The organism is Flavobacterium sp. YO12 (genome assembly GCF_004119495.1).
In the GTDB taxonomy this organism is placed as follows: domain Bacteria; phylum Bacteroidota; class Bacteroidia; order Flavobacteriales; family Flavobacteriaceae; genus Flavobacterium.
In genome coordinates this window covers 1-24,637 of record NZ_NRQU01000030.1, presented here as the reverse complement: position 1 = coordinate 24,637, position 24,637 = coordinate 1, and the positions used below count along the sequence as shown (strand labels likewise).

The 24,637-nt window shown below is 32.9% G+C and carries 14 protein-coding genes; 11 read left to right on the top strand and 3 right to left on the bottom strand.

What is annotated here, in order from left to right:
* The first annotated feature begins 296 nt into the window (after positions 1-296).
* The 11 genes from BOW55_RS11500 to secDF all read left to right on the top strand — a co-directional run bounded on the left by BOW55_RS11500 (position 297) and on the right by secDF (position 21,110).
* Positions 297-3,311 (top strand): tetratricopeptide repeat protein, encoded by a 3,015-nt coding sequence (locus tag BOW55_RS11500; RefSeq protein WP_129024234.1) that lies wholly within the window; start codon positions 297-299, stop codon positions 3,309-3,311.
* An 89-nt stretch (positions 3,312-3,400) separates the two neighbouring features.
* Positions 3,401-4,264, top strand: coding sequence for a PhzF family phenazine biosynthesis protein (locus tag BOW55_RS11495; RefSeq protein WP_129024233.1), 864 nt, complete (start codon positions 3,401-3,403; stop codon positions 4,262-4,264).
* 136 nt (positions 4,265-4,400) lie between these two features.
* Positions 4,401-6,152: a TonB-dependent receptor gene (locus BOW55_RS11490; protein WP_129024232.1), complete on the top strand. Its 1,752-nt coding sequence runs from the start codon at positions 4,401-4,403 to the stop codon at positions 6,150-6,152.
* 166 nt (positions 6,153-6,318) lie between these two features.
* Entirely contained in the window at positions 6,319-6,849 is a 531-nt protein-coding gene (locus BOW55_RS11485) for a GNAT family N-acetyltransferase (protein ID WP_129024231.1), read from the top strand.
* 62 nt (positions 6,850-6,911) lie between these two features.
* Positions 6,912-7,361 carry a hypothetical protein gene (locus BOW55_RS11480; protein ID WP_129024230.1) on the top strand — a complete coding sequence of 150 codons (450 nt, stop codon included), beginning with the start codon at positions 6,912-6,914 and terminating at the stop codon, positions 7,359-7,361.
* 629 nt (positions 7,362-7,990) lie between these two features.
* Positions 7,991-9,667 carry an asparagine synthase B gene (gene asnB / locus BOW55_RS11475; RefSeq protein ID WP_129024229.1) on the top strand — a complete coding sequence of 559 codons (1,677 nt, stop codon included), beginning with the start codon at positions 7,991-7,993 and terminating at the stop codon, positions 9,665-9,667.
* Positions 9,668-9,980: 313 nt separating this feature from the next.
* A complete protein-coding gene (gene asnB, locus BOW55_RS11470) occupies positions 9,981-11,597 on the top strand; it encodes an asparagine synthase B (protein WP_129024228.1) in 1,617 nt (538 codons plus the stop codon).
* A 241-nt stretch (positions 11,598-11,838) separates the two neighbouring features.
* Positions 11,839-14,571, top strand: a complete 2,733-nt coding sequence (locus BOW55_RS11465) for a pitrilysin family protein (protein ID WP_129024227.1) — start codon at positions 11,839-11,841, stop codon at positions 14,569-14,571.
* Between the two features lie 349 nt (positions 14,572-14,920).
* Positions 14,921-16,861 carry a DNA topoisomerase (ATP-hydrolyzing) subunit B gene (gene gyrB, locus BOW55_RS11460; RefSeq protein WP_129024226.1) on the top strand — a complete coding sequence of 647 codons (1,941 nt, stop codon included), beginning with the start codon at positions 14,921-14,923 and terminating at the stop codon, positions 16,859-16,861.
* Between the two features lie 109 nt (positions 16,862-16,970).
* Entirely contained in the window at positions 16,971-17,906 is a 936-nt protein-coding gene (mdh, locus tag BOW55_RS11455; RefSeq protein WP_089055237.1) for a malate dehydrogenase, read from the top strand.
* Between the two features lie 228 nt (positions 17,907-18,134).
* A complete protein-coding gene (gene secDF, locus BOW55_RS11450) occupies positions 18,135-21,110 on the top strand; it encodes a protein translocase subunit SecDF (protein WP_129024225.1) in 2,976 nt (991 codons plus the stop codon).
* A gap of 473 nt (positions 21,111-21,583) precedes the next feature.
* Here the strand turns inward: secDF and lgt are convergent, their stop codons facing one another.
* The 3 genes from lgt to cysS form a co-directional block, all read right to left on the bottom strand.
* Entirely contained in the window at positions 21,584-22,516 is a 933-nt protein-coding gene (lgt, locus tag BOW55_RS11445) for a prolipoprotein diacylglyceryl transferase (protein ID WP_129024224.1), read from the bottom strand.
* Between the two features lie 64 nt (positions 22,517-22,580).
* On the bottom strand, positions 22,581-22,829 hold the full coding sequence (gene yidD, locus BOW55_RS11440) for a membrane protein insertion efficiency factor YidD (RefSeq protein WP_089055234.1): 249 nt from the start codon (positions 22,827-22,829) through the stop codon (positions 22,581-22,583).
* Positions 22,830-22,925: 96 nt separating this feature from the next.
* Complete coding sequence (gene cysS / locus BOW55_RS11435; RefSeq protein WP_129024223.1) at positions 22,926-24,404, bottom strand: cysteine--tRNA ligase; 1,479 nt, start codon at positions 24,402-24,404, stop codon at positions 22,926-22,928.
* Positions 24,405-24,637 lie beyond the last annotated feature (233 nt).

Below are 24,637 nucleotides of genomic sequence, written 5' to 3'. Positions count from 1 at the left end.
TCAAAATAAATTTCAATCATTTCTTATAAAAAATCGAAATGTGATTTTAAACCATATAAGTCATATAAGTCCATTTTAAAGATGTTTGTTTGAGATTTTTACTACGGCAGCTTATATGATTTCTCGGCATTGGAAAAAGATTATAAAACTCTTGACTTATAATTACTTATAAGACTTATATGGTTTGAATTATGCTTTTAAACTGTAGATCTTAATTTTTTGTTCATAATAAAAGTCTGAAACGTTTCGTTATAAACGGTATAAAATGATAAATTTGAATACTAAATAAAACTAAAATGCGTAAACTTTCCTGGTTCTTTTTATTCCAAATTATCCTTATCTCGACCACGATTTCAGCACAAAAATCAGCTATTTATACTTACGATTTAAAGGATTTTGACAAAGCACTGGCTTTATATAATGACAAACAATATGCTTCGGCACAACATATTTTTGAGTATGTAAAAAATCATGCTGCAACAGAAGAAGTAAAATCTGATTGTGCTTATTACATTGCTAATTGCGCTATTAGAACAAATCAGGTTAATGCCGATGAGTTAATGGCCAAGTTTGTTGACGATTATCCAACAAGCACAAAGCAAAATCAGGCTTACATTGAAGTTGCGCAATATTTTTTCGAACAAGGAAATTATCCAAAAGCGTTGCAATGGTTTGATAAAGTAGACGAAAGTTACATGAGTAAATCTGACTCAGATAAATTTAATTTCCAAAAAGGATACAGCTATTTTACTGCTAAAAAGAAAAAAGAAGCCACAACTTATTTTAATAAAGTGGTGAATTCTCCTGTGTTTGGTTCTCAAGCTAAATACTATTTAGGATTTATGGCTTATGAAGGCGACGACTACAAAGAAGCAACCAAATATTTTGATGAAGTTTCGGGCGAAGAAAAATACAAAGAAAAGCTTTCATATTATCAGGCTGATATGAATTTTAAACTTGGGAATTTCCAAAAAGCAATCGATTTGGGTCAAAAAGCAATGGCGAAATCAAATGAAATGGAAAAGTCTGAATTGAATAAAATTATTGGCGAAAGTTATTTCAATTTAAAACAATACGATAAAGCCATTCCGTTTTTAGAGCAATATGCAGGTAAAAAAGGAAAGTGGAATAATACCGATTTTTATCAGTTAGGTTATGCGTACTATGAGCAGAAAAACTACGAAAAAGCAATTTCGCAATTCAATAAAATTATTGAGGGAAAAGATTTTGTGGCCCAAAATGCTTACTATCATTTAGGTTTGAGTTATTTGAATACGGGTAAAAAACAAGAAGCGCTTAATGCGTTTAAAAATGCTTCGGAAATGGATTTTAATGCGCAGATCCAGGAAGATGCCGCATTAAATTACGCTAAAGTAAGTTATGATATTGGAAACGCTTATCAAACGGTTCCTGGTGTTTTACTTGATTTCTTGAAAAAGTATCCAAATAATTCCAGCAGAGCAGAAGTAGAGAAACTTTTGGTAGATTCTTATATTTCGACTAAAAACTACAAGGAAGCTTTGACTTTATTGGAAAAAAACAGAACTGCAGAAAATAAAGCAGCGTATCAAAAAGTGCTTTTTTATAGAGGTGTAGAATTGTTTAATGAATCGAATTATACTGAGGCTGCAAAAATGTTTAAAAATGCAATCAGCGAACAAAAAACGCCTGAGTTTACAGCTCGTGCTACTTTCTGGAAAGCCGAAACAGAGTATGTTACGGATGATTTTCAAAATGCATTATTGACTTACAAGCAGTTTGCAGGACTTGCTGCGGCGAAATCTACTGCTGAATACAAAAACATCAATTATAATATTGGTTATACTTATTTTAAACTGAAAGAATACGATCAGGCAGCTAATTCATTTCAAGCTCAAATTGATAATTCAAAAGAAGATAAAGTTCGTTTAAACGATTCGTATTTGCGTTTAGGAGATTCTCGTTTTGTGACTTCAAAATATGCGCAGGCAAATGAAGCTTACGGAAAAGCAATTGATGCTAAAGGTGTTGATGCAGATTATGCTCAATTTCAAAAAGCACTTTCTTACGGTTTTATGTCTAAAAACGATCAGAAAATCGCTGAGTTGAATAACTTTCTTAAAATGTATAAAAAATCAGAGTATCGTGATGATGCTTTGTATGAATTAGGAAATACGTATGTGGCTGATAAAAAGAATGATCTAGCGATTAAAACTTTCGATCAGTTGATTTCTGAATATAAAAATGGTTCGTTCACTTCAAAATCAATTTTAAAACAAGGTTTGATTTATTACAATTCAGATCGTGACGAACAAGCTTTAACAAAATTCAAAAAAGTGGCTGCTGAATTTCCAAAAACACCAGAAGCGCTTGAAGCTGTTTCGACTGCGAGATTGATTTATGTTGATTCAGGAAAAGTGGATGAATATGCAACTTGGGTTCGAACATTGGATTTCGTTTCGGTTACAGATGCAGAGTTGGATAACGATACTTACGATGCCGCTTTTAAACAATACAGCCAAAGCAACAATAAAGCTGCAATTACTGGTTTTGCAGGTTATGTGAGTAAATTTCCATCAGGATTGCACGCACTTGAAGCTAACTTTTATTTAGCACAGTTAACTTATGCAGAGGGTTCTGAAACAAAAGCTACAACAAATTATCAATATGTTATTGATCAGCCAAGAAGTGAATTTACAGAACAATCATTAAGCAGATTGGCTCAAATTTACTTAAAAGCGAAAGATTGCGACAAATCGATTCCGGTTTTAGTTCGTTTAGAGAATGAAGCTGATTTTCCTCAAAACAAAAGCTTTGCACAGGCTAATTTGATGAAATGTTATTATGACAAAAAGGATTATAATAATTCAGTTGTTTATGCTGATAAAGTATTGCAGAATGCAAAAGCGGATGCAAACGTAAAAGCTGATGCACAAATTATAGTTGCGCGTGCAGCAATACAGACTGGTGACGAAGAAAAAGCAAAAGCAGCTTATGCAAAACTATCGGCAACTTCAAAAGGAGAATTAGCAGCAGAAGCTTTGTATTATGATGCGTATTTTAAAACAAAAGAAGGCAAGTTTGATGCGTCAAATGTTTCAGTACAAAAATTAGCGAAGAATTATTCGGCTTATAAATATTATGGAGCGAAAGGTTTGGTTTTAATGGCTAAAAATTTCTACGGATTAAAAGACAGCTATCAGGCAACTTATATTTTGGATAACGTAATTAACAATTTTACTGATTTTCCAGATGTTGTTGAAGAGGCTAAAAAAGAGTTGAGTGCGATTAAAATGGAAGAATCTAAAACCAATTCGTCTATTAATAAATAAGAAAGTTGTAGAAAAAGATGCAAGATGCAAGATTCTATAAAAGTCTTGTCTCTTTCCTCTAGATTCGTTAAGTAAAGAAAGAAAAAGAAATGAATTTACCTTTTTATATAGTTGATGTTTTTGCTGATAAAAAATATGCTGGAAATCAGCTGGCGGTTTTTTTAGAGGCTGAAAATTTAAGTAAGGATCAAATGCAGCAGATTGCAAGAGAAATAAATTTTGCAGAAAGCACATTTGTAACCAAACTGGATAAAGAAAATAATAAAGCCGAGATAAAAATATTTACTCCCGCTCATGAAATGCAGTTTGCAGGACACCCGATAATTGGAACTTCATGGGTTTTGATGAATAAAATATTTAATAATTCACCAGAGAGTATAAAACTAAATGTGCCAATTGGACCTATTTCAATTCAACAATCTGAAGGTTTGATTTGGTTAAAAGCAGCACAGCCAAAATTTTGGGACATTTTTTCGAAAGAAGATTTTTCGGTATTCAGTAATTTGAAAAACCACGATTTTGAAAATCAATTTCCAATTCAGGAAGTTACAACCGGAAGCGCTTTTGTGATGGTTGGATTAAGCAGCAAAAGAGCATTAGAAAATCTGGTTTTAGATAAAGATAAAACCGATGAATGGTTGAAGAAGAATTGCAAAACTCCACATAGAGCCTTGTATTTCTATTATTTAGAAGGATCAAAATTGTTTAGCAGAATGTTGTGTATTGAGCATAACCAATTAGTTGAAGATGCAGCAACAGGAAGCGCGAGCACTTGTTTACAAGCATTTTTATTAAAATATCATAAGCCAGAACTTGAAATAGTTAATTATCAAGGAGATTATATTAACCGTCCCTCAGAAATTTATTTTAAAGGAGAGTTAAAAGAGAATGATTTTGATATTAATATAGGCGGAAAAGCGCAGTTTGTTGCAAAAGGCGAGTGGGAAGCTTAATAATTAGAAAATTGAGAGAATTAGAAAATTAGATAATTGTGAAATGTAAATTGTAAAATGTAAAAATGCGAATCTATATAGGATTGCTTTTAACAGTTTATATTTTGCAGAAAACATTTCACAAAATAAAATAAATATGAAAATTAATTGCCGAAATAAAATCATCGTTTTACTTGTGTTGCTTGTTGGTCAGCTTTCGTTTTCGCAAAAGAAAAATGAAAACATCGGAACTGAAACTGTAAATGTGGTAAAACCTTATTCGCCGACAATCTCAGACGCTTTTAAAGTAAAAGAAACTCCTTCGCTGGACGACGCTGGAAATCAGCCTAAAGAAACTATAAAATATAGCATTTTATCAGTTCCCGTGGCGTCGACTTTTACACCATCAAAAGGAAAAGCTGAAGGTGTTGAAAAATCTAAAAAGGAAAGATTGTTTAATAATTACGCAACTTTAGGTGTTGGAAATTACGGAACATTAAACGCAGAGTTGTTTGTAACACAGGATTTAGGAAATAATGATTATTTAGCAGGAATGCTTCGTCATCATTCTTCGCAAGGTGGAATTAAAGATGTTAATCTGAACGATGAGTTTTATGATACTGCATTGAATGTAGGTTACGGTGTAATAAATCGTGATGTGTCTTGGGGAGTTGATTTGGGGTATCAAAACCAAATTTACAACTGGTATGGTCTTCCTTCTGATTTTGGAATGACGCTGCCGCCTGCAACACAAGAAGATTTGATAAGAGGAATTAATCCAAATCATTCTTATAACACTATTTCATTAGGAGGAAATGTAGAGTTTAGCGAAAGTATTTTCAATAAAATAGATGCAAGATTTACGCATTTTTCAGATAGTTTTTCTTCTTCAGAGAATCGTTTTTATGTGAAGCCGACTTTTAAAGTTGATGTTATGGATCAGGCAATCAATACCAATATTATTATAGATCATGTTAGCGGTTCATTTGAACATAATTATGCTTATAATAATGTTGAGCCATTAAAATATAGTTTAACAAATTTTGGAGTTGAACCTAGTTTTGTGATTCATGAAAACGAATGGACGCTAGAGTTAGGTGCTGGATTATTTTATGGTTTAGATTCAGAAAACAGCGGTAACAAGTTTTATGTTTATCCAAAAGTAAATGCTTCATATAAATTGGTAGGCGATTTAATGATTTTTTATACAGGAGTAAACGGAAGTTTGAATCAAAATTCTTATGCTGATTTTGTTACTCAAAATCCATTTTTGTCTCCAACTTTAAATATGAAGCCAAGCAGTACTCAATATAATGTTTTTGCAGGATTAAAAGGGAAACTGGCAAATAATATCAATTATAATTTAACAGCTTCTTATTTGAATGAAAAAGACAAAGCATTGTTTAAAAGCAATGATTATACAGAAGATTTTTCGAATCAGAATTATGCTTTCGGAAACTCGTTTGGGGTGATTTATGATGATGTTAGAACTTTGCGTTTCTACGGAGAATTAAAAGCTGATTTTTCTCAAAATGTTTCTTTTGGAATTAATGGTACTTTTAATAGTTATAAAACAGATGGTTTAGAAGCATGGAATTTACCTTCTATGAAATTGAGTTCAAATCTAGATGTTAATATTACAAAACAATGGTATGCTGGTTTAAATGTTTTTTATGTGGGCGAACGTAAAGACATGCAGACTAATTTGAATGTGGCAGCTCTGGGAACTCCAATTACATTAAAAAGTTATTTTGATGCCAATGCACATTTAGGATACAAATACAGCGAACGTTTGACTTTCTTCTTAAAACTGAATAATATAGGAAATCAAGCTTATGAAAGATGGTTGAATTATCCAGTACAAGGATTCCAGGTTCTAGCTGGAGGAAATTATAAATTTGATTTTTAAAAGCTATTTGCCACGAAGGCGCAAAGACACAAAGTTTTTAGTATAAATTTTTAGCCGCGAATTCACGAATTTTTTAATTAATTCGTGAATTCGCGGCTAACTTTTTTTGTGACTGTATAAAACCTTTGCATCTTTGTAACTTAGAACCTTTGTAACTTTAGAAAAGATGGAAATCAAACTGAGACAAGAAAATGAAAACGATTATAAAAGTGTTTTTCAGCTGATTGAAAAGGCTTTTGAAAAGGAAGAATACAGCGATCACAAAGAACAGTTTTTGGTTGAAAGACTACGAAAATCGGAAGCTTTCATTCCTGAGTTATCTATTGTTGCCGAAGTTGAGAACAAAATCGTCGGGCATATTTTATTTACAAAATTGGAGATTAAAAATGAATCTCAATCATTTGAGTCTTTGGCATTGGCTCCAGTTTCGGTTTTGCCAGAATTTCAAGGAAAAGGAATTGGCTCAAAACTTATTTTATTCGGTCATGAAACGGCAAAAAAGTTAGGATATAAATCGGTTATTTTATTGGGTCATCAAGACTATTACCCGAGATTTGGATATGAGCTTTGTGAAAAATACAATATCAAAATGCCTTTTGATGTTCCTGCTGAAAACTGTATGGTAATTTCTTTGACTGAAAATGGATTATCAGGTGTCAGCGGAAACGTGATTTATCCAAGTACTTTTTTTGAATAAAAAAAATAGACAAAGAGAAAAAACCTTTGCACCTTTGCGTCTCAGAACACTACCTTTAAAGAATGGAATTCAAACAAAAAATATACAATCATTATCTACAAATGGTTCAGGATCGAATTGATGTTTTTAAAGACATGATTTCGGGATTGACAGAAGATTCTAAAAACGATGCAAAAGGATCTGCAGGCGATAAGCACGAAACGGCTTTGTCGATGATGCATATCGAACAGGAAAAATTGACCAATAAATTGAAAGAAGCAATTGCGCAGAAAGCCATTTTAGATAAGATTGATCCATCAAAAACTACCGAGAATATTATTTTAGGAAGTCTGGTAAAAGCAAACGGAATCTATTTGTACTTAAGTGTTGCGCTTCCTAAAATTACAATTGACGGTATTAATGTTATTGCACTTTCTCCACAATCTCCGTTGGGAAATCATTTAATGGGAAATAAAGTTGGTTTTGAGTTTGAGATTAACAGTACAAAGTATCTCATTCAAGAAATTAGCTAATGGATTATCCTTATTTAATATGCAGCTTTTCGCTCTTTGGAGCATCTTTTGCTTTTTATAAACTTCATAAACTGTGGAAAAAAGATGTTATAGAAAAAAATAAACGATATAAATCTGAAGTTAATTTTAAGACGTTCAAAAATTGGACTACTATAATTACGTTTATAGTTTTAGGAATAATCTTTTTTTTTAAAGCGATGCCTTAATCACAAAGTATGTCATTTCGACTGAAAGGAGAAATCGCACATGCAGATCGACAAAGATTGGTGCTTTTCTTTGCGGAGTTTCTAGTGTGATTTCTCCTTTCAGTCGAAATGACAATACTAACTATAGAATAATTTGCGAATAGCTTTTTCTAATCTTCCTGAGAATTTTTTATTAATATTTGAATATCTCGGAGTTTAATTCAAATATTGCTTTAAAACCTTGTGTTTTGTGCTTTAATTAGGCTTGAAATTAAAAATTATAAGTTTAGCCCTTTTTTTGATGTTAAAATTTTACATTTTATATGTAAAATTTGTTTTATGGTTTTAAATTGTAACTGAATTTGGTATTTGTGTTTTTCAATTGTAACTGATATTGCATCTTTGTCTTGTCAAATTAAAATTTAAAAATAAAAATATAAGATTATGTGTGGAATTGTATGTGCCTTTGATCTAAAACAAAAAGCCGAGACTTTAAGACCTCAAGTATTAGAAATGTCTAAAATCATTCGTCACCGCGGACCGGACTGGAGCGGAATTTACAGCAATGATAAAGCTATTCTTTCTCATGAGCGTTTGGCTATTGTAGATCCAGCTTCAGGAAAACAACCTTTATTTACAGAAGATAAAAAATTGGTTTTGGCTGCAAATGGTGAAATTTACAACCACAGAGATTTGCGTAAACAATTTGAGGGAAGATATAACTTTCAAACTGAAAGTGACTGTGAAGTGATCTTGGCTCTTTACAAAGAAAAAGGACCTCATTTTGTAGATGAAATGAACGGAATCTTTGGATTTGCTATTTATGATGTCGATAAAGATGAGTATTTTATTGCTCGTGACCATATGGGAATTATTCCTTTGTATATCGGTTGGGATCAGCACGGAACTTTTTATGTAGCTTCAGAATTAAAAGCTTTAGAAGGATACTGTACAAAAATTGAGTTATTCCCTCCAGGACATTATATGACAAGTAAAGACGGTGAATTTGTGCAATGGTACAAAAGAGACTGGACAGAATATGATGCAGTAAAAGATAACGAGACTAGTATTCCAGAAATCAAAAAAGCGTTAGAAGCTGCAGTTCACAGACAATTAATGAGTGATGTTCCTTACGGAGTTTTACTTTCAGGAGGTTTAGATTCTTCTATTACTTCGGCTGTAGCCAAAAAATTTGCGCAAAAACGTATTGAGTCAGATGATACTACAGATGCTTGGTATCCGCAATTGCACTCTTTCTCCGTTGGTTTAGAAGGTTCGCCGGATTTAGCAGCAGCAAGAAAAGTAGCAGATCATATTGGAACGATTCACCACGAAATTAAATTCACCATTCAAGAAGGTTTAGATGCTGTTCGTGATGTAATTTACAACCTTGAAACTTATGATGTTACTACAGTAAGAGCTTCGACTCCGATGTGGTTAATGGCGAGAGTTATCAAATCAATGGGAATTAAAATGGTATTGTCTGGTGAAGGTGCAGATGAGTTGTTTGGAGGATACTTATATTTCCACAAAGCGCCAAACGCAAGAGAATTTCACGAAGAAAACGTTCGTAAATTAGGAAAACTTCATATGTACGACTGTTTGCGTGCTAACAAAAGTTTAGCTGCGTGGGGAATTGAAGGACGTGTTCCTTTCTTAGATAAAGAATTTATGGATGTTGCAATGCGCATCAACCCGCAAGATAAAATGATTAACAAAGAACATCCGATGGAAAAATGGGTGGTTCGTAAAGCTTTTGAAGATATGCTTCCAGAAAGTGTTGCATGGAGACAAAAAGAGCAGTTTTCTGATGGAGTAGGATACAGCTGGATTGATACTTTGAAAGAGGTAGTAGGAAGAGAAGTTTCGGATGAGCAATTGGCAAATGCTAAATACAAATTCCCATTACAAACGCCAACTTCAAAAGAAGAGTACTACTATCGTTCTATTTTTGCAGAGCACTTTCCAAGTGATGCAGCAGCATTATGTGTACCTCAAGAAGCAAGTGTAGCTTGTAGTACAAAAATCGCTTTAGAATGGGATGAAGCATTTAAAAACATGAACGATCCTTCTGGAAGAGCAGTTGCAAGCGTTCATGATGATGCTTATGCTAAAGCATAAAAAAGTTTATTTTAGAATTAGTATATTTTGATGAAAGACGTTCTCTAACCGAGGACGTTTTTCTTGTCTAAGAATGTTAAATTGTTTGATTTTTAGTTTTTTAGGGGTGAAAAAGGGAAAATTGATTTGGCTTTTCTTTTATATTTGATATTTATCAAAATAAAATAAAATCGACGCATTTTTTAATACTAAAAAATTAGAAAAGAAAGAATTAATATTTAGCTTTGCTTTTAATAGAAATTTTAATGATTTTTTAATGTTGGATTCAATTTGAATTTTCATTGAAAGGAATGTAATAAAAAAATAGAATAGTATGTCTGGATTATTAGCCGTTATTGGCAAAGGAAAAGACCCGCAGCTTGTAAAAGAGCTTTCTAAAAGAATGTCATATCGTGGTCCCGATGAGAGTGATTTACAGATTATGGAAAATGGCAGTATACTTTGTCATGAAAGTTTATCCATTATAGATTTACAGTCAGGGAAACAGCCTATTCAGGGAACTAAAAAAGCCTGGATAGTTCATGATGGTGAAATTTATAATTATCAGGAATTAAAAAATACAGTTTTAAAAGAGCATACATTCAGAACAAATTCAGATTCTGAAGTTATCGTGCATTTGTATGAAGAATTTGGATATGATTTTTGTAATAAGTTAGACGGTGATTTTGCTTTTGTGATTATCGACGGTGATAATTATATTGCCGGACGTGATCCAATTGGTGTTAAGCCTTTGTATTATGGTTTAGATGAAAGAGGAAGAATATATTTTGCTTCAGAAATGAAATCGATCGCAGACCAATGCAAATCATTTTCAACATTTCCTCCGGGACACTATTATACAGCAAAGAAAGGTTTTGTAAAATATTATAATCCAGAATATGAAGATCGAGCAAAGGCTAATAAGTCTCTTGATTTAGATTTGATTCGTAATACATTAGTAGAATCCATTCGTAAACGTTTGATGGGTAATGTGCAGGTTGGTGCTATATTATCAGGAGGTTTAGATTCTTCTTTAATATCCTCAATTGCTTCACGTTTCTTTAAGGAAAAAGGCAAAAAACTGCCAACATTTTCTATTGGTTTAGATGCTGATTCACCAGATAATAAAAAGGCTCGAAAAGCTGCTGAATTTTTAGGAACAGATCATCATGAGATTCATTTTACTGTTGAAGAAGGAGTAGAAGCATTAGAAAAAGTAATATATCACATTGAAACATATGATATTATTTCAGTACGTTCAGGAGTTCCAATGTATTTATTGTCGAAAGTTATCAGCGAAAAAGGAATAAAAATAATATTCTCAGGAGAAGGTGCAGATGAAATTTTTGGAGGTCATTTGTATTTTAGAAATGCACCTTCGGCAGATGAATTTCAAGACGAAACAATCGAAAGAGTTCAAAAGTTGTTTACAGCAGATTTACTTCGTGCAGATAAAACTACAATGGCAAACGGAATAGAAGCAAGAATTCCATTTCTCGATTCTCATTTTTTAGATGCTGCAATTCGAATTAAAACAGAGGAAAAGCAACCTAAGATGTACGATGGAATTGAAAAATATATTTTACGTAAAGCTTTTGATACGCCAGAAGATCCTTATTTACCAGAGAGCGTTTTATGGAGGCAGAAAGAACAATTTTCTGATGGAGTTGGGTATCGCTGGGTTGATGAACTTATAGAGTATTGTTCGTCTCAAGTTACAGATGAGCAATTGGCTGGCGCAGCTGCTGAGTTTCCATATAATACACCAACAACAAAAGAAGCTTATTATTACAGATCAATATTCCATAAATACTATCCACAGGTTAGTGCCGGACAAACCGTTAGAAAATGGATTCCGAAGTGGCAGGACAATCTTGATCCAAGTGGAAGAGCAAATGCAGCGCACATTTCTGATGATGTTGAAACTGTAAAATCAGGATTGGCAATCTAAAGTTAGAAGTCTGTTTTAAGTTGATTAAAAATATTGCGTACAAAATCCGAAACTACATTTTAAAGATGAGTTTCGGATTTTTTTTGTTTAGGATTAAGGAGTTTTACTGCGCAGTTAGTTAGAAGTTTAGCTAAAACATAAAATGCTAAAACTAAGTTAATTTCAATTTGCCTTAGTTAGGAAAAATACTATATTTGAGTACCAAAAAAATTACTGCTTTTTTAATCACTAACTATTACCTATGAGAAAACTATTACTAAGTGGAGCGTTGTATTGTGCATTTGCCTCCATGAGTCCTGTTAATGCACAAAAGATTGAAGCACCAAAATACATTAAAAATGTTGAAGGTGTAAAGGAATATTCTTTGAATAATGGACTAAAAGTGCTGCTGATTCCAGATGCCTCACAAAGCAATATGGTTGTAAATATTGTCTATAACGTCGGATCGAGACACGAAGGTTACGGCGAAAAAGGGATGGCGCATTTATTAGAGCACATGCTTTTTAAAAGCACAAAAAATCTAGGTGATATTAAGAAAATGCTCTCTGATAAAGGAGGAAGTGCAAACGGAACTACTTGGTTAGATCGTACTAATTATTATGAAGTTTTTCCATCAACCGATGAAAACTTAAAATGGAGTGTTGAAATGGAAGCGGACAGAATGATAAATGCTACTATTTTACAAACTGATTTAGACAAAGAGTTTTCGGTAGTTCGAAACGAATTTGAAATCGGGGAAAACAATCCTGACGGTGTCTTGCAAGAAAGAATTTTATCTACAGCTTACCTTTGGCATAATTACGGAAATAGTACTATTGGGAGTAAAGAAGATATAGAAAGAGTAAAAGCGAATACGCTTAGAGTTTTTTATGAGAAATATTATCAGCCGGACAATGCAACTCTGATTATAGCGGGTAAATTTGACGAGAAGAAAGCACTGCAATATATCGGACAATATTTTGGAGCAATTGCCAAGCCTAAAAGAGTTCTAAATAAAACCTATACGATTGAGCCAGCGCAAGATGGTGAAAAGTATGTAGAACTTAAAAGAGCTGGTGATAGTAAAAATGTTGGAGCCTTATACCACACAGCAGCTTATGTCGATAAAGATTATGCAGCGATTGATGCTTTAGGTGAAATTTTGACTGCAGATCCTTCAGGATATTTGTATAAAGCGTTAGTAGAAACTCAAAAAGTGTCTAGTATATATTTCTGGCAGCCAACTACTAGAGACGCTAGTTTTATGTATTTTGGAGTTGCGGTTCCTAATGATAAAGATGTAGTAGCAACAAGAGATCTGGTAAGAACAGAGTTAGACAAAATAGCTTCTACGAAATATACAGATGAAGATGTGAGCAGAGCTAAAGCAAAGCTTATTAAGCAAATTGAAGGTGTAAAAAATAATACCATTTCATTTGCCATAAATCTTACCGAAATTATTGGTGCAGGTGATTATAGATTGGGCTTTTTGTACAGAGATGCAATCGAAAATCTTACAAAAGAAGATATTCAAAGAGTTGCAGAAAGATATTTTAGAAGTAATAATAGAACAATCGGGATATTTATTCCATCAAAAGACGAGCAAAGAGTTAAACCTGGAGAGTATACAGATGAGCAGTTAGCTGCTTTTACTAAAGACTACAAAGGAAAAGCTTTGGAGAAAGAAACAGCAGCTTTTGAAGCTTCTATAAAAAACTTAAAACAAAATTTTGTTGAAGGAAAATTAAGTAATGGAGCAAAATATGGTCTTATTAAAAAAGAAATAAAAGGCGGAAAAGTTCAAGCTAGTTTCAAGTTTCCTGTAAGTAATGAAAAAGACTTGGCAGGAAAAACAGATACTGGAGCGATCCTTGCTCAATTGCTAAAAACAGGAACTAAAACCAAAACAAAAGAGCAAATAAGTGATCGATTAGATCAGCTAAAATCTAGTTTGAATTTTAGTTATTCTGGGCAGAATTTGTCAGTAAACGTTAATACGTACAAAGAAAGCTTCAAAGAAGTTATGGAAATTTTGGGTGATTTGTTGGTGAATTCAACTTTTCCTCAAAACGAGTTAACCAAAACAATTAATGAATACAATACTTATTTAGAATCTAGTTTAAATGATCCTCAGGCTGTTGCTTTTGTACAAGTTTCGAAACAAACGGAAGAATATTCTAAAGAAAGTATTTTTTATACGTCAACAGTTCAGGAACAAATTGACGCTTATAAAAAGATAAAACAATCAGAAATAGTTGATTTTTATAACAATATTCTAGGAGGAAACAATGGATTTGGAAGTGTAGTTGGAGATTTGGATGCAAAAACTACAGCAGAAATTTTAGAAAATACATTTGGAAAATGGAATTCTAAATCAAAATACGTGATGGCACAGCCTACTTTTTTTGAAACGAAAAAGTTAGATAAAGAATTTATCACGCCTGATAAAGAAAATGCTGTTGCAATAGGAAAAATAAGTTTTAAAATGAACTTAAAAAGTCCTGATTATCCGGCATTTGTTATGGCAAATGAAATGTTAGGAAGCGGCGGTTTTTTAACAGCTAGAATTCCAATGCGATTAAGAGAGAAAGAAGGAATTAGTTATGGAGCGGGATCGTTTATAAATATTCCAACTACAAATGATGCGGCATATTGGTTGTATTATGCTTTTTTAAATCCAACGAAAAAAAATGCAGTTGAAACAGCAGCTAAAGAAGAAATTTCAAAAGCATTGAAAGATGGTTTTACTGCTGAAGAATTAAAATCAAATTTAACAAGCTGGCTTAATGAAAGAAAAACCAGATTAGGAAATGATGGGACTTTGATTGCTTTAACAAATGCGTATCTTCAATACGGAACACCGCTTGAGGATTATGATACGCTTGAAAGTAAAGTAAAAGCATTGAAAATTGAAGAAATTAATGCAGTTTTGAAAAAGTATATAAGTTTGGATAAAATGACTTCAATTTATGCGGGAGATTTTAACAAAAAATAATAAAGGATAAAATCCTCAGCTTTATAAAATTCAAATTCCAATTTGGATGAATTATAAAATCCGAAATAACATTAAATTGTTATTTCGGATTTTGCTTTTATGTTGTTTTTAGTTTTGGTATTTGGAATTTGTCCCTAAGCTTTGGGATTGGAATTTGAAAAAATTGACGATTTTTTTGGTTTTATTTTTTTTAGCAGCTAAATTTTGGAATTTAGAAGTTATTTTTTGATTTTTTTAAACAATTGTGTTGATAACTTAAGTGCTTTAAGTCGGAATTTTATGGGTATATAGTCCGCGTTTTTATATATTTGCGTGTTAGACAATAAATACATTTTTTAGAATAAATTATATGAGCGAAGAAATCAAGAAGAACAATTATTCAGCAGATAGTATTCAGGCATTAGAAGGAATGGAGCACGTAAGAATGCGTCCATCGATGTATATTGGAGATGTAGGGGTTCGAGGGCTACACCATTTGGTTTATGAAGTTGTCGATAACTCAATTGATGAGGCGATGGGAGGACATTGTGATGCGATTAGTGTTGCAATAAACGAAGATGGCTCTGTAACAGTTGAAGATAACGGACGTGGTATTCCTGTTGATTTGCATAAAAAAGAAGGAGTTTCTGCACTAGAGGTTGTAATGACTAAAATTGGTGCCGGAGGTAAATTTGATAAAGATTCTTATAAGGTTTCTGGAGGTCTTCACGGTGTTGGGGTTTCTGTAGTAAACGCACTTTCGGTTCATATGAAATCGACAGTTTTTAGAGAAGGTAAAATTTACGAACAAGAATACGAAAGAGGAAAATCTTTATATCCAGTTAAACAAATAGGAGAAACTGAAAAAAGAGGTACACGTCAGACTTTCTACCCTGATAATACCATTTTTACACAAACTACAGAGTTCTCTTATGATACTTTGTCAGCTCGTATGCGTGAGCTTTCTTTCTTGAATAAAGGAATTACAATTACGTTTACAGACAAAAGAGAAGTAGATGAAAAAGGCGAATTTAAAAGTGAAGTATTCCATTCAACAGAAGGTCTTAAAGAATACATTCGTTATTTAGATGGTAACCGTGAGCCAATTATTTCTCACGTAATCAGCATGGATCACGACAAAGGTGAAATTCCTGTTGAGGTTGCCTTGATTTATAATACAAGTTATACAGAGAATATTTTTTCTTACGTAAATAATATCAATACACACGAAGGAGGAACTCACCTGCAAGGTTTTAGAAGTGGTTTAACAAGAACCCTTAAAAAATATGCAGATGCTTCTGGAATGTTGGATAAATTGAAATTCGAAATTGCGGGAGATGACTTCCGTGAAGGATTAACAGCTATTATTTCGGTAAAAGTTGCTGAGCCTCAATTTGAAGGACAGACCAAAACAAAACTTGGAAATAGAGAAGTAGTATCTCCAGTTTCTCAAGCTGTTGGAGAAATGTTAGAAAATTATTTGGAAGAAAATCCAAATGATGCAAAAGTAATTATCCAAAAAGTAATTTTAGCAGCTCAGGCACGTCACGCGGCGAAAAAGGCGCGTGAAATGGTACAGCGTAAAACTGTAATGGGCGGCGGCGGATTGCCAGGAAAATTATCTGACTGTTCAGAACAAGATCCAGCAAGATGTGAGGTTTATCTAGTCGAGGGAGATTCGGCTGGTGGAACAGCAAAACAAGGTCGTGATCGTAACTTTCAAGCGATTTTACCATTACGTGGTAAAATCTTGAATGTGGAGAAAGCGATGCATCATAAAGTATTTGAAAACGAAGAGATTCGTAATATCTTTACAGCTTTAGGAGTTACAGTTGGTACTGCAGAAGACAGTAAAGCATTAAATCTTGAAAAACTAAGATACCACAAAGTAATCATCATGTGTGATGCCGATGTCGATGGTAGTCACATCTCTACCTTAATATTAACATTCTTCTTCCGTTTCATGAAAGAGCTTATTGAAGAAGGACACGTATATATTGCAGCACCGCCATTATACTTAGTTAAAAAAGGACAAAAGAAAGAATATGCTTGGAATGATGTTCAGCGTGATCAAGCGAATGAAAGAATGGGAGGAAGTGCAGCTATCCAACGTTATAAAGGTCTTGGAGAGATGAACGCAGAGCAGTTATGGGAAACAACAATGGATCCAAACTTTAGAACACTGCGTCAAGTAACCATTGATAGCTTAGCTGAAGCTGATCGAGTTTTCTCAATGTTAATGGGTGATGAAGTACCGCCGCGTAGAGAATTTATCGAGAAAAATGCAGTTTACGCAAATATTGATGCATAATAAAACAGAATAGAACCTTCAATTCGTTTAATTGTTTAAATTTACTTAAACGATTAAACGAATTGTTGATTTATAAATAAACAGATTAATAACCGATAAAGTAAAAAATATGAAAGTTACTATTGTAGGAGCAGGAAATGTTGGAGCTACATGTGCAGATGTTATCTCGTATAGAGGAATTGCAAGTGAAGTAGTATTGTTGGATATTAAAGAAGGTTTTGCTGAGGGTAAAGCTTTGGATATTATGCAATGCGCCACTAATACTGGTTTTAATACCAAAGTATCAGGTGTAACCAATGACTATTCTAAAACTGCAGGAAGTGATGTAGTGGTAATTACGTCAGGAATTCCAAGAAAACCAGGAATGACCAGAGAAGAATTAATAGGTATAAATGCCGGAATTGTAAAAACAGTTGCGGAAAATGTACTAAAACATTCTCCAAATACCATAATAGTTGTAGTTTCAAATCCTATGGATACTATGACATACTTAGCTTTAAAAGCAACAGGTTTACCAAAAAATAGAATTATAGGTATGGGAGGTGCGTTAGACAGTTCTCGTTTTAGAACTTATCTTTCTCTTGCATTAGATAAACCTGCAAATGATGTTTCTGCTATGGTGATTGGCGGACACGGTGATACTACTATGATTCCATTAACGCGTTTAGCATCTTATAATGGAATTCCAGTTTCGCAATTTCTTTCAGAAGAAGTATTGCAAAAAGTTGCTGCCGATACAATGGTTGGAGGAGCAACTCTTACAGGGCTTTTAGGAACATCAGCTTGGTATGCACCAGGAGCTTCTGTAGCGTATTTAGTAGACAGTATTTTAAATGACCAGAAAAAAATGATTGCTTGTTCTGTCTTTGTAGAAGGTGAGTATGGGCAAAACGACATTTGTATCGGAGTTCCGTGTATAATTGGTAAAAATGGAGTTGAAGAGATCGTAGATATTAAATTAAACGATCAAGAGAAAGCTTTGTTTGCTAAAAGTGCAGATGCGGTTCGCAGCATGAATGACGCTTTAAAGTCGATTTTAGTATAAAGAATTTGATAAAAAAAGGAAAAGGCTGCACTTTTGCAGTCTTTTTTTTGAGATTAATTAATAAATAAATTGCTTAATCATTTCGAGAATTATATATTTGCTCGGTTTAAAAAAAATGTTGTAATTCGTGATCTCGATTTTTTAGTTTTAAAATCTCATGTCAGGGCTTATTTTTAGGGAATTTAGAACCAAAAACAAACAATAAAACATAATTAATTTTTAGTAATAATGCAGAATAAAGGACTTATTAAATTTTTCGCAATTCTATTTGCATTGGTAAGTATTTACCAACTATCATTCACTTTTGTGGCAAATAATGTCAAAAGTGAAGCTAAAGCTTTTGCAGGAGATAATCCTGATAAAGAGCTAAAATATTTAGATTCTATTGGTAAAGAAAAAGTTTTCAATCTTGGGTTTACAGATTTTACTTATAACGAAGTAAAAAACAAACAACTTAACAAAGGTCTTGACTTAGAAGGAGGAATCAACGTAATTCTTCAAATTTCTATTAAAGATGTTTTAAAAGGATTGGCAAACAACTCTAAAAATCCAGTATTTAATAAATCTTTAGCAGATGCAAGTGCAAATGTAGAAGGAAATAAGACCTATTTAAATAAATTTTTTGAAGCTTTTGAAGCAAATTCAAACGGAACTGTAAAGTTAGCTTCACCTGATATTTTTGCAAACAGAAGTTTACAAGGTGATGGTGGTGTTGATTTTCAAATGACAGATGCTCAAGTTCAAAAAGTAATCAAAAGAAAAGTTGATGAGTCTGTTGAAAGTGCTTACAAAGTATTAAGAGAGCGTATCGACAAATTTGGTGTAACACAACCAAACATTCAAAAATTAGGAGAAACAGGAAGAATCTTAGTAGAGCTTCCAGGTGCTAAAGATGTTGATAGAATTAAAAAATTATTAGGTGGAAAAGCTCAATTAGAGTTTTGGGAAACTTATAAAATCGAAGAAGTTGGTAACTTCTTAGTTGCTGCAAACGAAGCTTTAAAAAAGACTGAAGTTAAGAAAGTAGAAACTAAAGCTGTAGCTAAAGATTCATTGAATGCTTTATTAACAGATAATTCTAAAGATTCACTTGATACTAAAAAAGGAAACAATCCTTTATTTGATAAAATGATCGTTCAAGGTGGCGGTCCGGTTTTAGGATATTTTGCTACTAAAGATACTGCTGCTATCAATGGTTATTTTAAAAGACCAGAAATTAGAATTTTATTGGCTGCTGACCAACACAATGCAAAATTTGTTTGGAGCAAACCAACTACTATAAAAGATGCGAAAGCAAAAGATGTTGAAGCGGTAGAATTATACGCTTTAAAAGGTAACAGAGATAACGTTCCTGCAATGAGCGGTGGTGTTGTAACTGATGCAAAAGATACTTTTGACCAAATGGGTAAACCAGCTGTTTCTATGCAAATGAACAGTCAAGGGGCTAAAGTGTGGGAAGAATTAACAGGAAGAGCTTTTTCTCAAAAAGGTTATATTGCTATTGTTTTAGATAACATCGTTTATTCTGCGCCAGGTGTTACAAGTGGACCAATTGCTGGTGGAAGATCTGAAATTACAGGTTCTTTTGATGTTGCTGAAACTAAAGATTTAGCAAACGTATTAAATGCTGGTAAATTACCTGCATCGGCAGACATTGTACAATCTACTGTAGTTGGACCATCTTTAGGTCAAGCGGCAATTGATGCAGGAACAATTTCGGCTGTATTAGGATTTTTATTAGTTTGTGTTTGGATGGTATTCTATTATGGTAAAGCTGGTTGGTATGCAAATCTTGCTTTATTATTAAACTTATTATTCTTATTCGGAATTATGGCAAGTTTTGGTTTTGTACTTACATTACCAGGTATTGCAGGTATCGTATTAACATTGGGTACTGCGGTAGATGCTAATATTATTATATACGAAAGAGCAAAAGAAGAATTACGTGATGGTAAATCATTGTCTGAAGCTGTACTTGCTTCTTATGGATGGCACGGTGCAATGCGTTCTATTATCGATGCAAACGTTACACACGTTTTAACTGGAGCAATCTTGTTTATCTTTGGTACAGGACCAATTAAAGGTTTCGCATTAACATTACTTATTGGTATTGTAACATCATTGTTTACGTCAATCTTTATTGCAAGAATTTTTATTGATAAAAATATTGCAGGAAAAGCTGATTTAACTTTCTGTACAAATATTACTAAAAACTGGTTTACTAATTTCCACTTTGACTTTATTAAAGTTAAAAAATTCACTTACATCTTCTCTTCAATTGTTGTAATTGTAAGTTTAACTTCTATCTTCTTCGTTAACGGATTAGATGAAGGTGTTGATTTTGTTGGAGGAAGAACATTCCAAGTTAAATTTGAAAAACCAATCGATGCAACAGTAGTTTCAGATGAATTATCTACTGCTTTTGGAACTCCGGTTGAAGCTAAAATTTTAGGTGATGATGATCAATTGAAAATCACAACTAAATACAAAATTAAAGAAGATGGTGTAGCGATTGATGAAGAAGTAAATCAAAAATTATACGCTGCATTACAAAAGTATTACCCAAACACTTCTTACGATAAATTCATCAACTCTTTTGATGGTAAGAAAATTGGAGTTTTACAAGCTTCTAAAGTTGGAGCATCTATCTCTGAAGATATTAAAACTAACTCATACTGGGCAGTTCTTGGTGCGATGGCAGTTATTTTCTTATACTTAATGGTTTCTTTCCGTAAATGGCAATATTCATTAGGTGCGATTGCAGCTGTAGCGCATGACGTTATCTTTGTATTAGGAGTTTACTCTTTATGTTATAAATTCATGCCTTTCCACATGGAAATGGATCAGCACTTTATTGCTGCGATTCTTACTGTAATTGGATACTCAATGAATGATACTGTAATTGTATTTGACAGAGTTAGAGAGTTTATTATCGGAAACCGTAAAGGAAGTTTTGAAGATATTGTAAACGCTTCTATTAATACTACATTATCAAGAACATTGAATACGTCATTAATGATGATCATTGTATTATTAACGATGTTTATCTTTGGTGGAGAATCTATTAGAGGATTTATCTTTGCAATGTTAATTGGTATTATTGTAGGAACATATTCTTCATTATTTATCGCAACACCAGTATTGGTAGATACGATTTCAAATGATGAAAAACATACAATCGAAGACAAGCATAATAAAGCATAATTAATCGCTTCAATTATACTAAAAAAGATCCAGTGAAAGCTGGATCTTTTTTTTTGCTGTTCTAGGATATTATTAGGTGTGGTAAATAATTTCTTGATGTTTGCGGTGCTTAAGAACTAAAGGATTGATCTTGACTTTTTCTTGTTCTTAATTTTGGATTACGATGTAAGTTGGAAAGTAAAGAATAGATTTTAGGATTATGTTTTGGTAAAAGTAAAAAGCTTTGCGTTTAAAGTGTAAAAGGAGTAAGGTTTTGCTTTTGTAATTGTTTCTCTGTTTGCTTCTTCTGAGAAAAAGAAAGAAACTATAATTTGAGTATGATGTGAGCGTAGATGTATTTGAAAGTGAAGATGAGTAGAAATAAAGCGATTTGCAATAAAGAAATTTCGAGATTGATTCTATAGTTGCTATAAATAAAAAGTCCAGTATTTATTAGATACTGGACTTTTTGTTACAAAATATTTTATGTTTAATCACGAAGTAGCTAAAGGATTTCTTTGAGCTCTAATAACGAAGAATAGACCAATTATGATAAAAGGTATACTTAGCCATTGTCCTGTTGAGAAAAGGCCCAATTCGTTCTCAAAACCGCCTTGGCTTTCTTTTACAAACTCAACTACAAAACGCACAACAAATAAAAGCACTAAAAACAGTCCAAATAAATATCCTGATTTAAGTCTTGCATTAGTTTTCCAGTACAAGAAAAATAAGATTGCAAATACAAATACATAACAAAATGCCTCGTACAATTGCGTTGGGTGTTTTGCAGGTACTTGTGCTAATAAATTAGTAAATTTTGGATCTGTTGCAATCGCAGTGTAAGCATCTTTTGGATTTGCGATTTGTGTTGCATTAACAGCTTCGCCTTTGCTGAATTGGTCGTGTAAAAAACGAATTCCAAAAGGAGATGTCGTTTCGTGACCAATGATTTCAGAATTCATGAAGTTTCCTAAACGAACAAAAATAGCGCCACTCGCAACTGGAATAACAACACGGTCTAAAATCCATAATAATGGGCGTTTTAGGATCTTTTTGCTGTAATAGTACATGGCAATGATAATTGAAATTGCCGCACCGTGACTTGCTAAACCTTGAAACCCAGTAAACTCAAATTTAGGTTCAAATTTAACAGGTAAAAAGATTTCAAGTAAATGATTTCTAAAGTATTCCCAATCATAGAATAATACATGACCTAAACGTGCTCCGATTAAAGTAGCTAAAACAGTCCAGACAAATAATGAATCTAGTTTGTCAATTGGTTCATTTTCGCGCTCGAAAATCTTTTTCATGATAAACCATCCTAAACCAAAAGCAATTACAAACATTAAGCTGTAATAACGAATCATAAAGAATCCTAAGTCTATTCCCTCTGAAGGATTCCAAATGATATTTAAGGCATGTGTCATATGTTAAGAGTTTTTGTTTTTTGTAAAAATAAATATTTAAAACAGAGTAAGTCTTTATTTAAAGTTAATGTTTATGCGAGCATTTTTTCTCAGGAACCGGATCGTAACCTGATCTTCCCCATGGGTGACAGCTTAAAATTCGTTTCATTCCTAAATATCCCCCATAAAACAATCCGTGCATTTGTAATGCCTGAATCATGTATGTAGAACACGTTGGTTCAAATCGGCATGCAGCAGGCGTAAAAGGCGATATCGCTGTTTGATAAAAGCGTACCAATAATACAAACGGATATATTAGAATTTTTGAAAACATATTTTTAGTAATCAATGATTATTAGTAATCAGTGATCAGTATTTAATAATCAGTTTAAATCTGAACACTTTAAACTGATTACTGAACACTTCGTTTTTAAATACTAAAAGAAGTACCTTCTTTTCCGTCCTTTAATTGAATACCTAAAGCAATCAATTGATCACGAATTTGGTCAGAAAGAGCAAAGTTTTTATCTGCACGAGCTTGATTTCTCATTCCGATAAGCATATTTACAGTACCTTCTAATTTGTCATTATTACCGTCAGCACCTTTTTCATTACTTAAGCCTAAAACATCAAAAACAAAACCATTGACAGTAGATGTTAGTGTCTTTAAATCATCTTCAGAAATGGTTTCTTTTCCTTCTTTAAGTAAATTAATATATCGAACAGCTTCAAATAATTGAGCAATTAAAATTGGAGTGTTAAAATCGTCATTCATCGCGTCATAACACAACTGTCTCCAAGAAGCAATGTCTATAGAACTTGTTGTACCAGCTTTAATTTCTGACAAAGCATCAACGGCTTCCATTAATCTTTTGTATCCTTTCTCTGCTGCGACAATTGCATCATCAGAAAAGTCAAGAATACTCCTATAATGTGCTTGTAACATGAAAAAACGTGTTACAGATGCTGAAAAAGCTTTACTTAAAATATTGTTTTCACCACTCAAAATCTCACCAGGTAAAATGTTATTTCCTGTAGATTTTGCCATTTTTTTACCATTTAAAGTAAGCATATTGGCGTGCATCCAATAATTTACTGGCGATTGACCAGTGCAGGCTTCATTTTGAGCAATTTCACATTCGTGATGAGGGAATTTTAAATCCATTCCGCCACCGTGAATGTCAAAGTGATTTCCAAGATATTTGGTGCTCATTGCTGTACATTCTAAGTGCCAGCCTGGAAAACCATCGCTCCAAGGCGAAGGCCATCTCATAATATGTTCTGGTTCTGCTTTTTTCCAAAGAGCAAAATCCTGTGGGTTTCTCTTATCTGACTGCCCATCAAGATCACGAGTGTTAGCAAGCATATCTTCGATATTTCTGCCGCTTAAAATACCGTAATTATTGGTTTCGTTGTATTTAACAACATCAAAATAAACAGATCCATTGGCTTCATAACCAATTCCTTTATTAATAATTTTCTTGATGATTTCAATCTGTTCTATGATGTGTCCAGTTGCAGTTGGCTCAATACTTGGCGGTAAAAAGTTGAAAGCTTTTAGAATGTTATGAAAATCAACAGTATATCGCTGTACAATTTCCATAGGTTCTAATTGCTCTAAACGTGCTTTTTTAGCAATTTTATCTTCACCTTCATCAACATCATCTACAATATGACCAACATCAGTAATATTACGAACGTAACGAACTTTGTATTCCAGATGTGAAAAATACCTGAAAATAACGTCAAAAGACATAAAAGTCCTAACATTTCCTAAATGCACATTACTATAAACCGTTGGTCCGCAAACATACATTCCAACATTTCCTTCATGGATTGGTTTGAAACTTTCTTTTTCACCCGAAAGTGAATTGTATATTTTTAGTGGCTGGGTTGTATATAAAGGCATATTTGATATTGCTGTTTATTTGTTTAATCGTTTATTTGTTTAACCGCTTATTTTTTTAATTGTCTAAACGTTTGATTCTTTTTATTCTTTTGAAAGATAATACTTTTTTAAACTATTAATTTGATTTGCTAGTATTTTTTTCAATCTTCTCTCGNGATTCTAAATATTCTATTTCTGATACGTAATTTAAATCTTTTGAAATAATTAAATGATTTAAAGTTTCCATTCGCTGA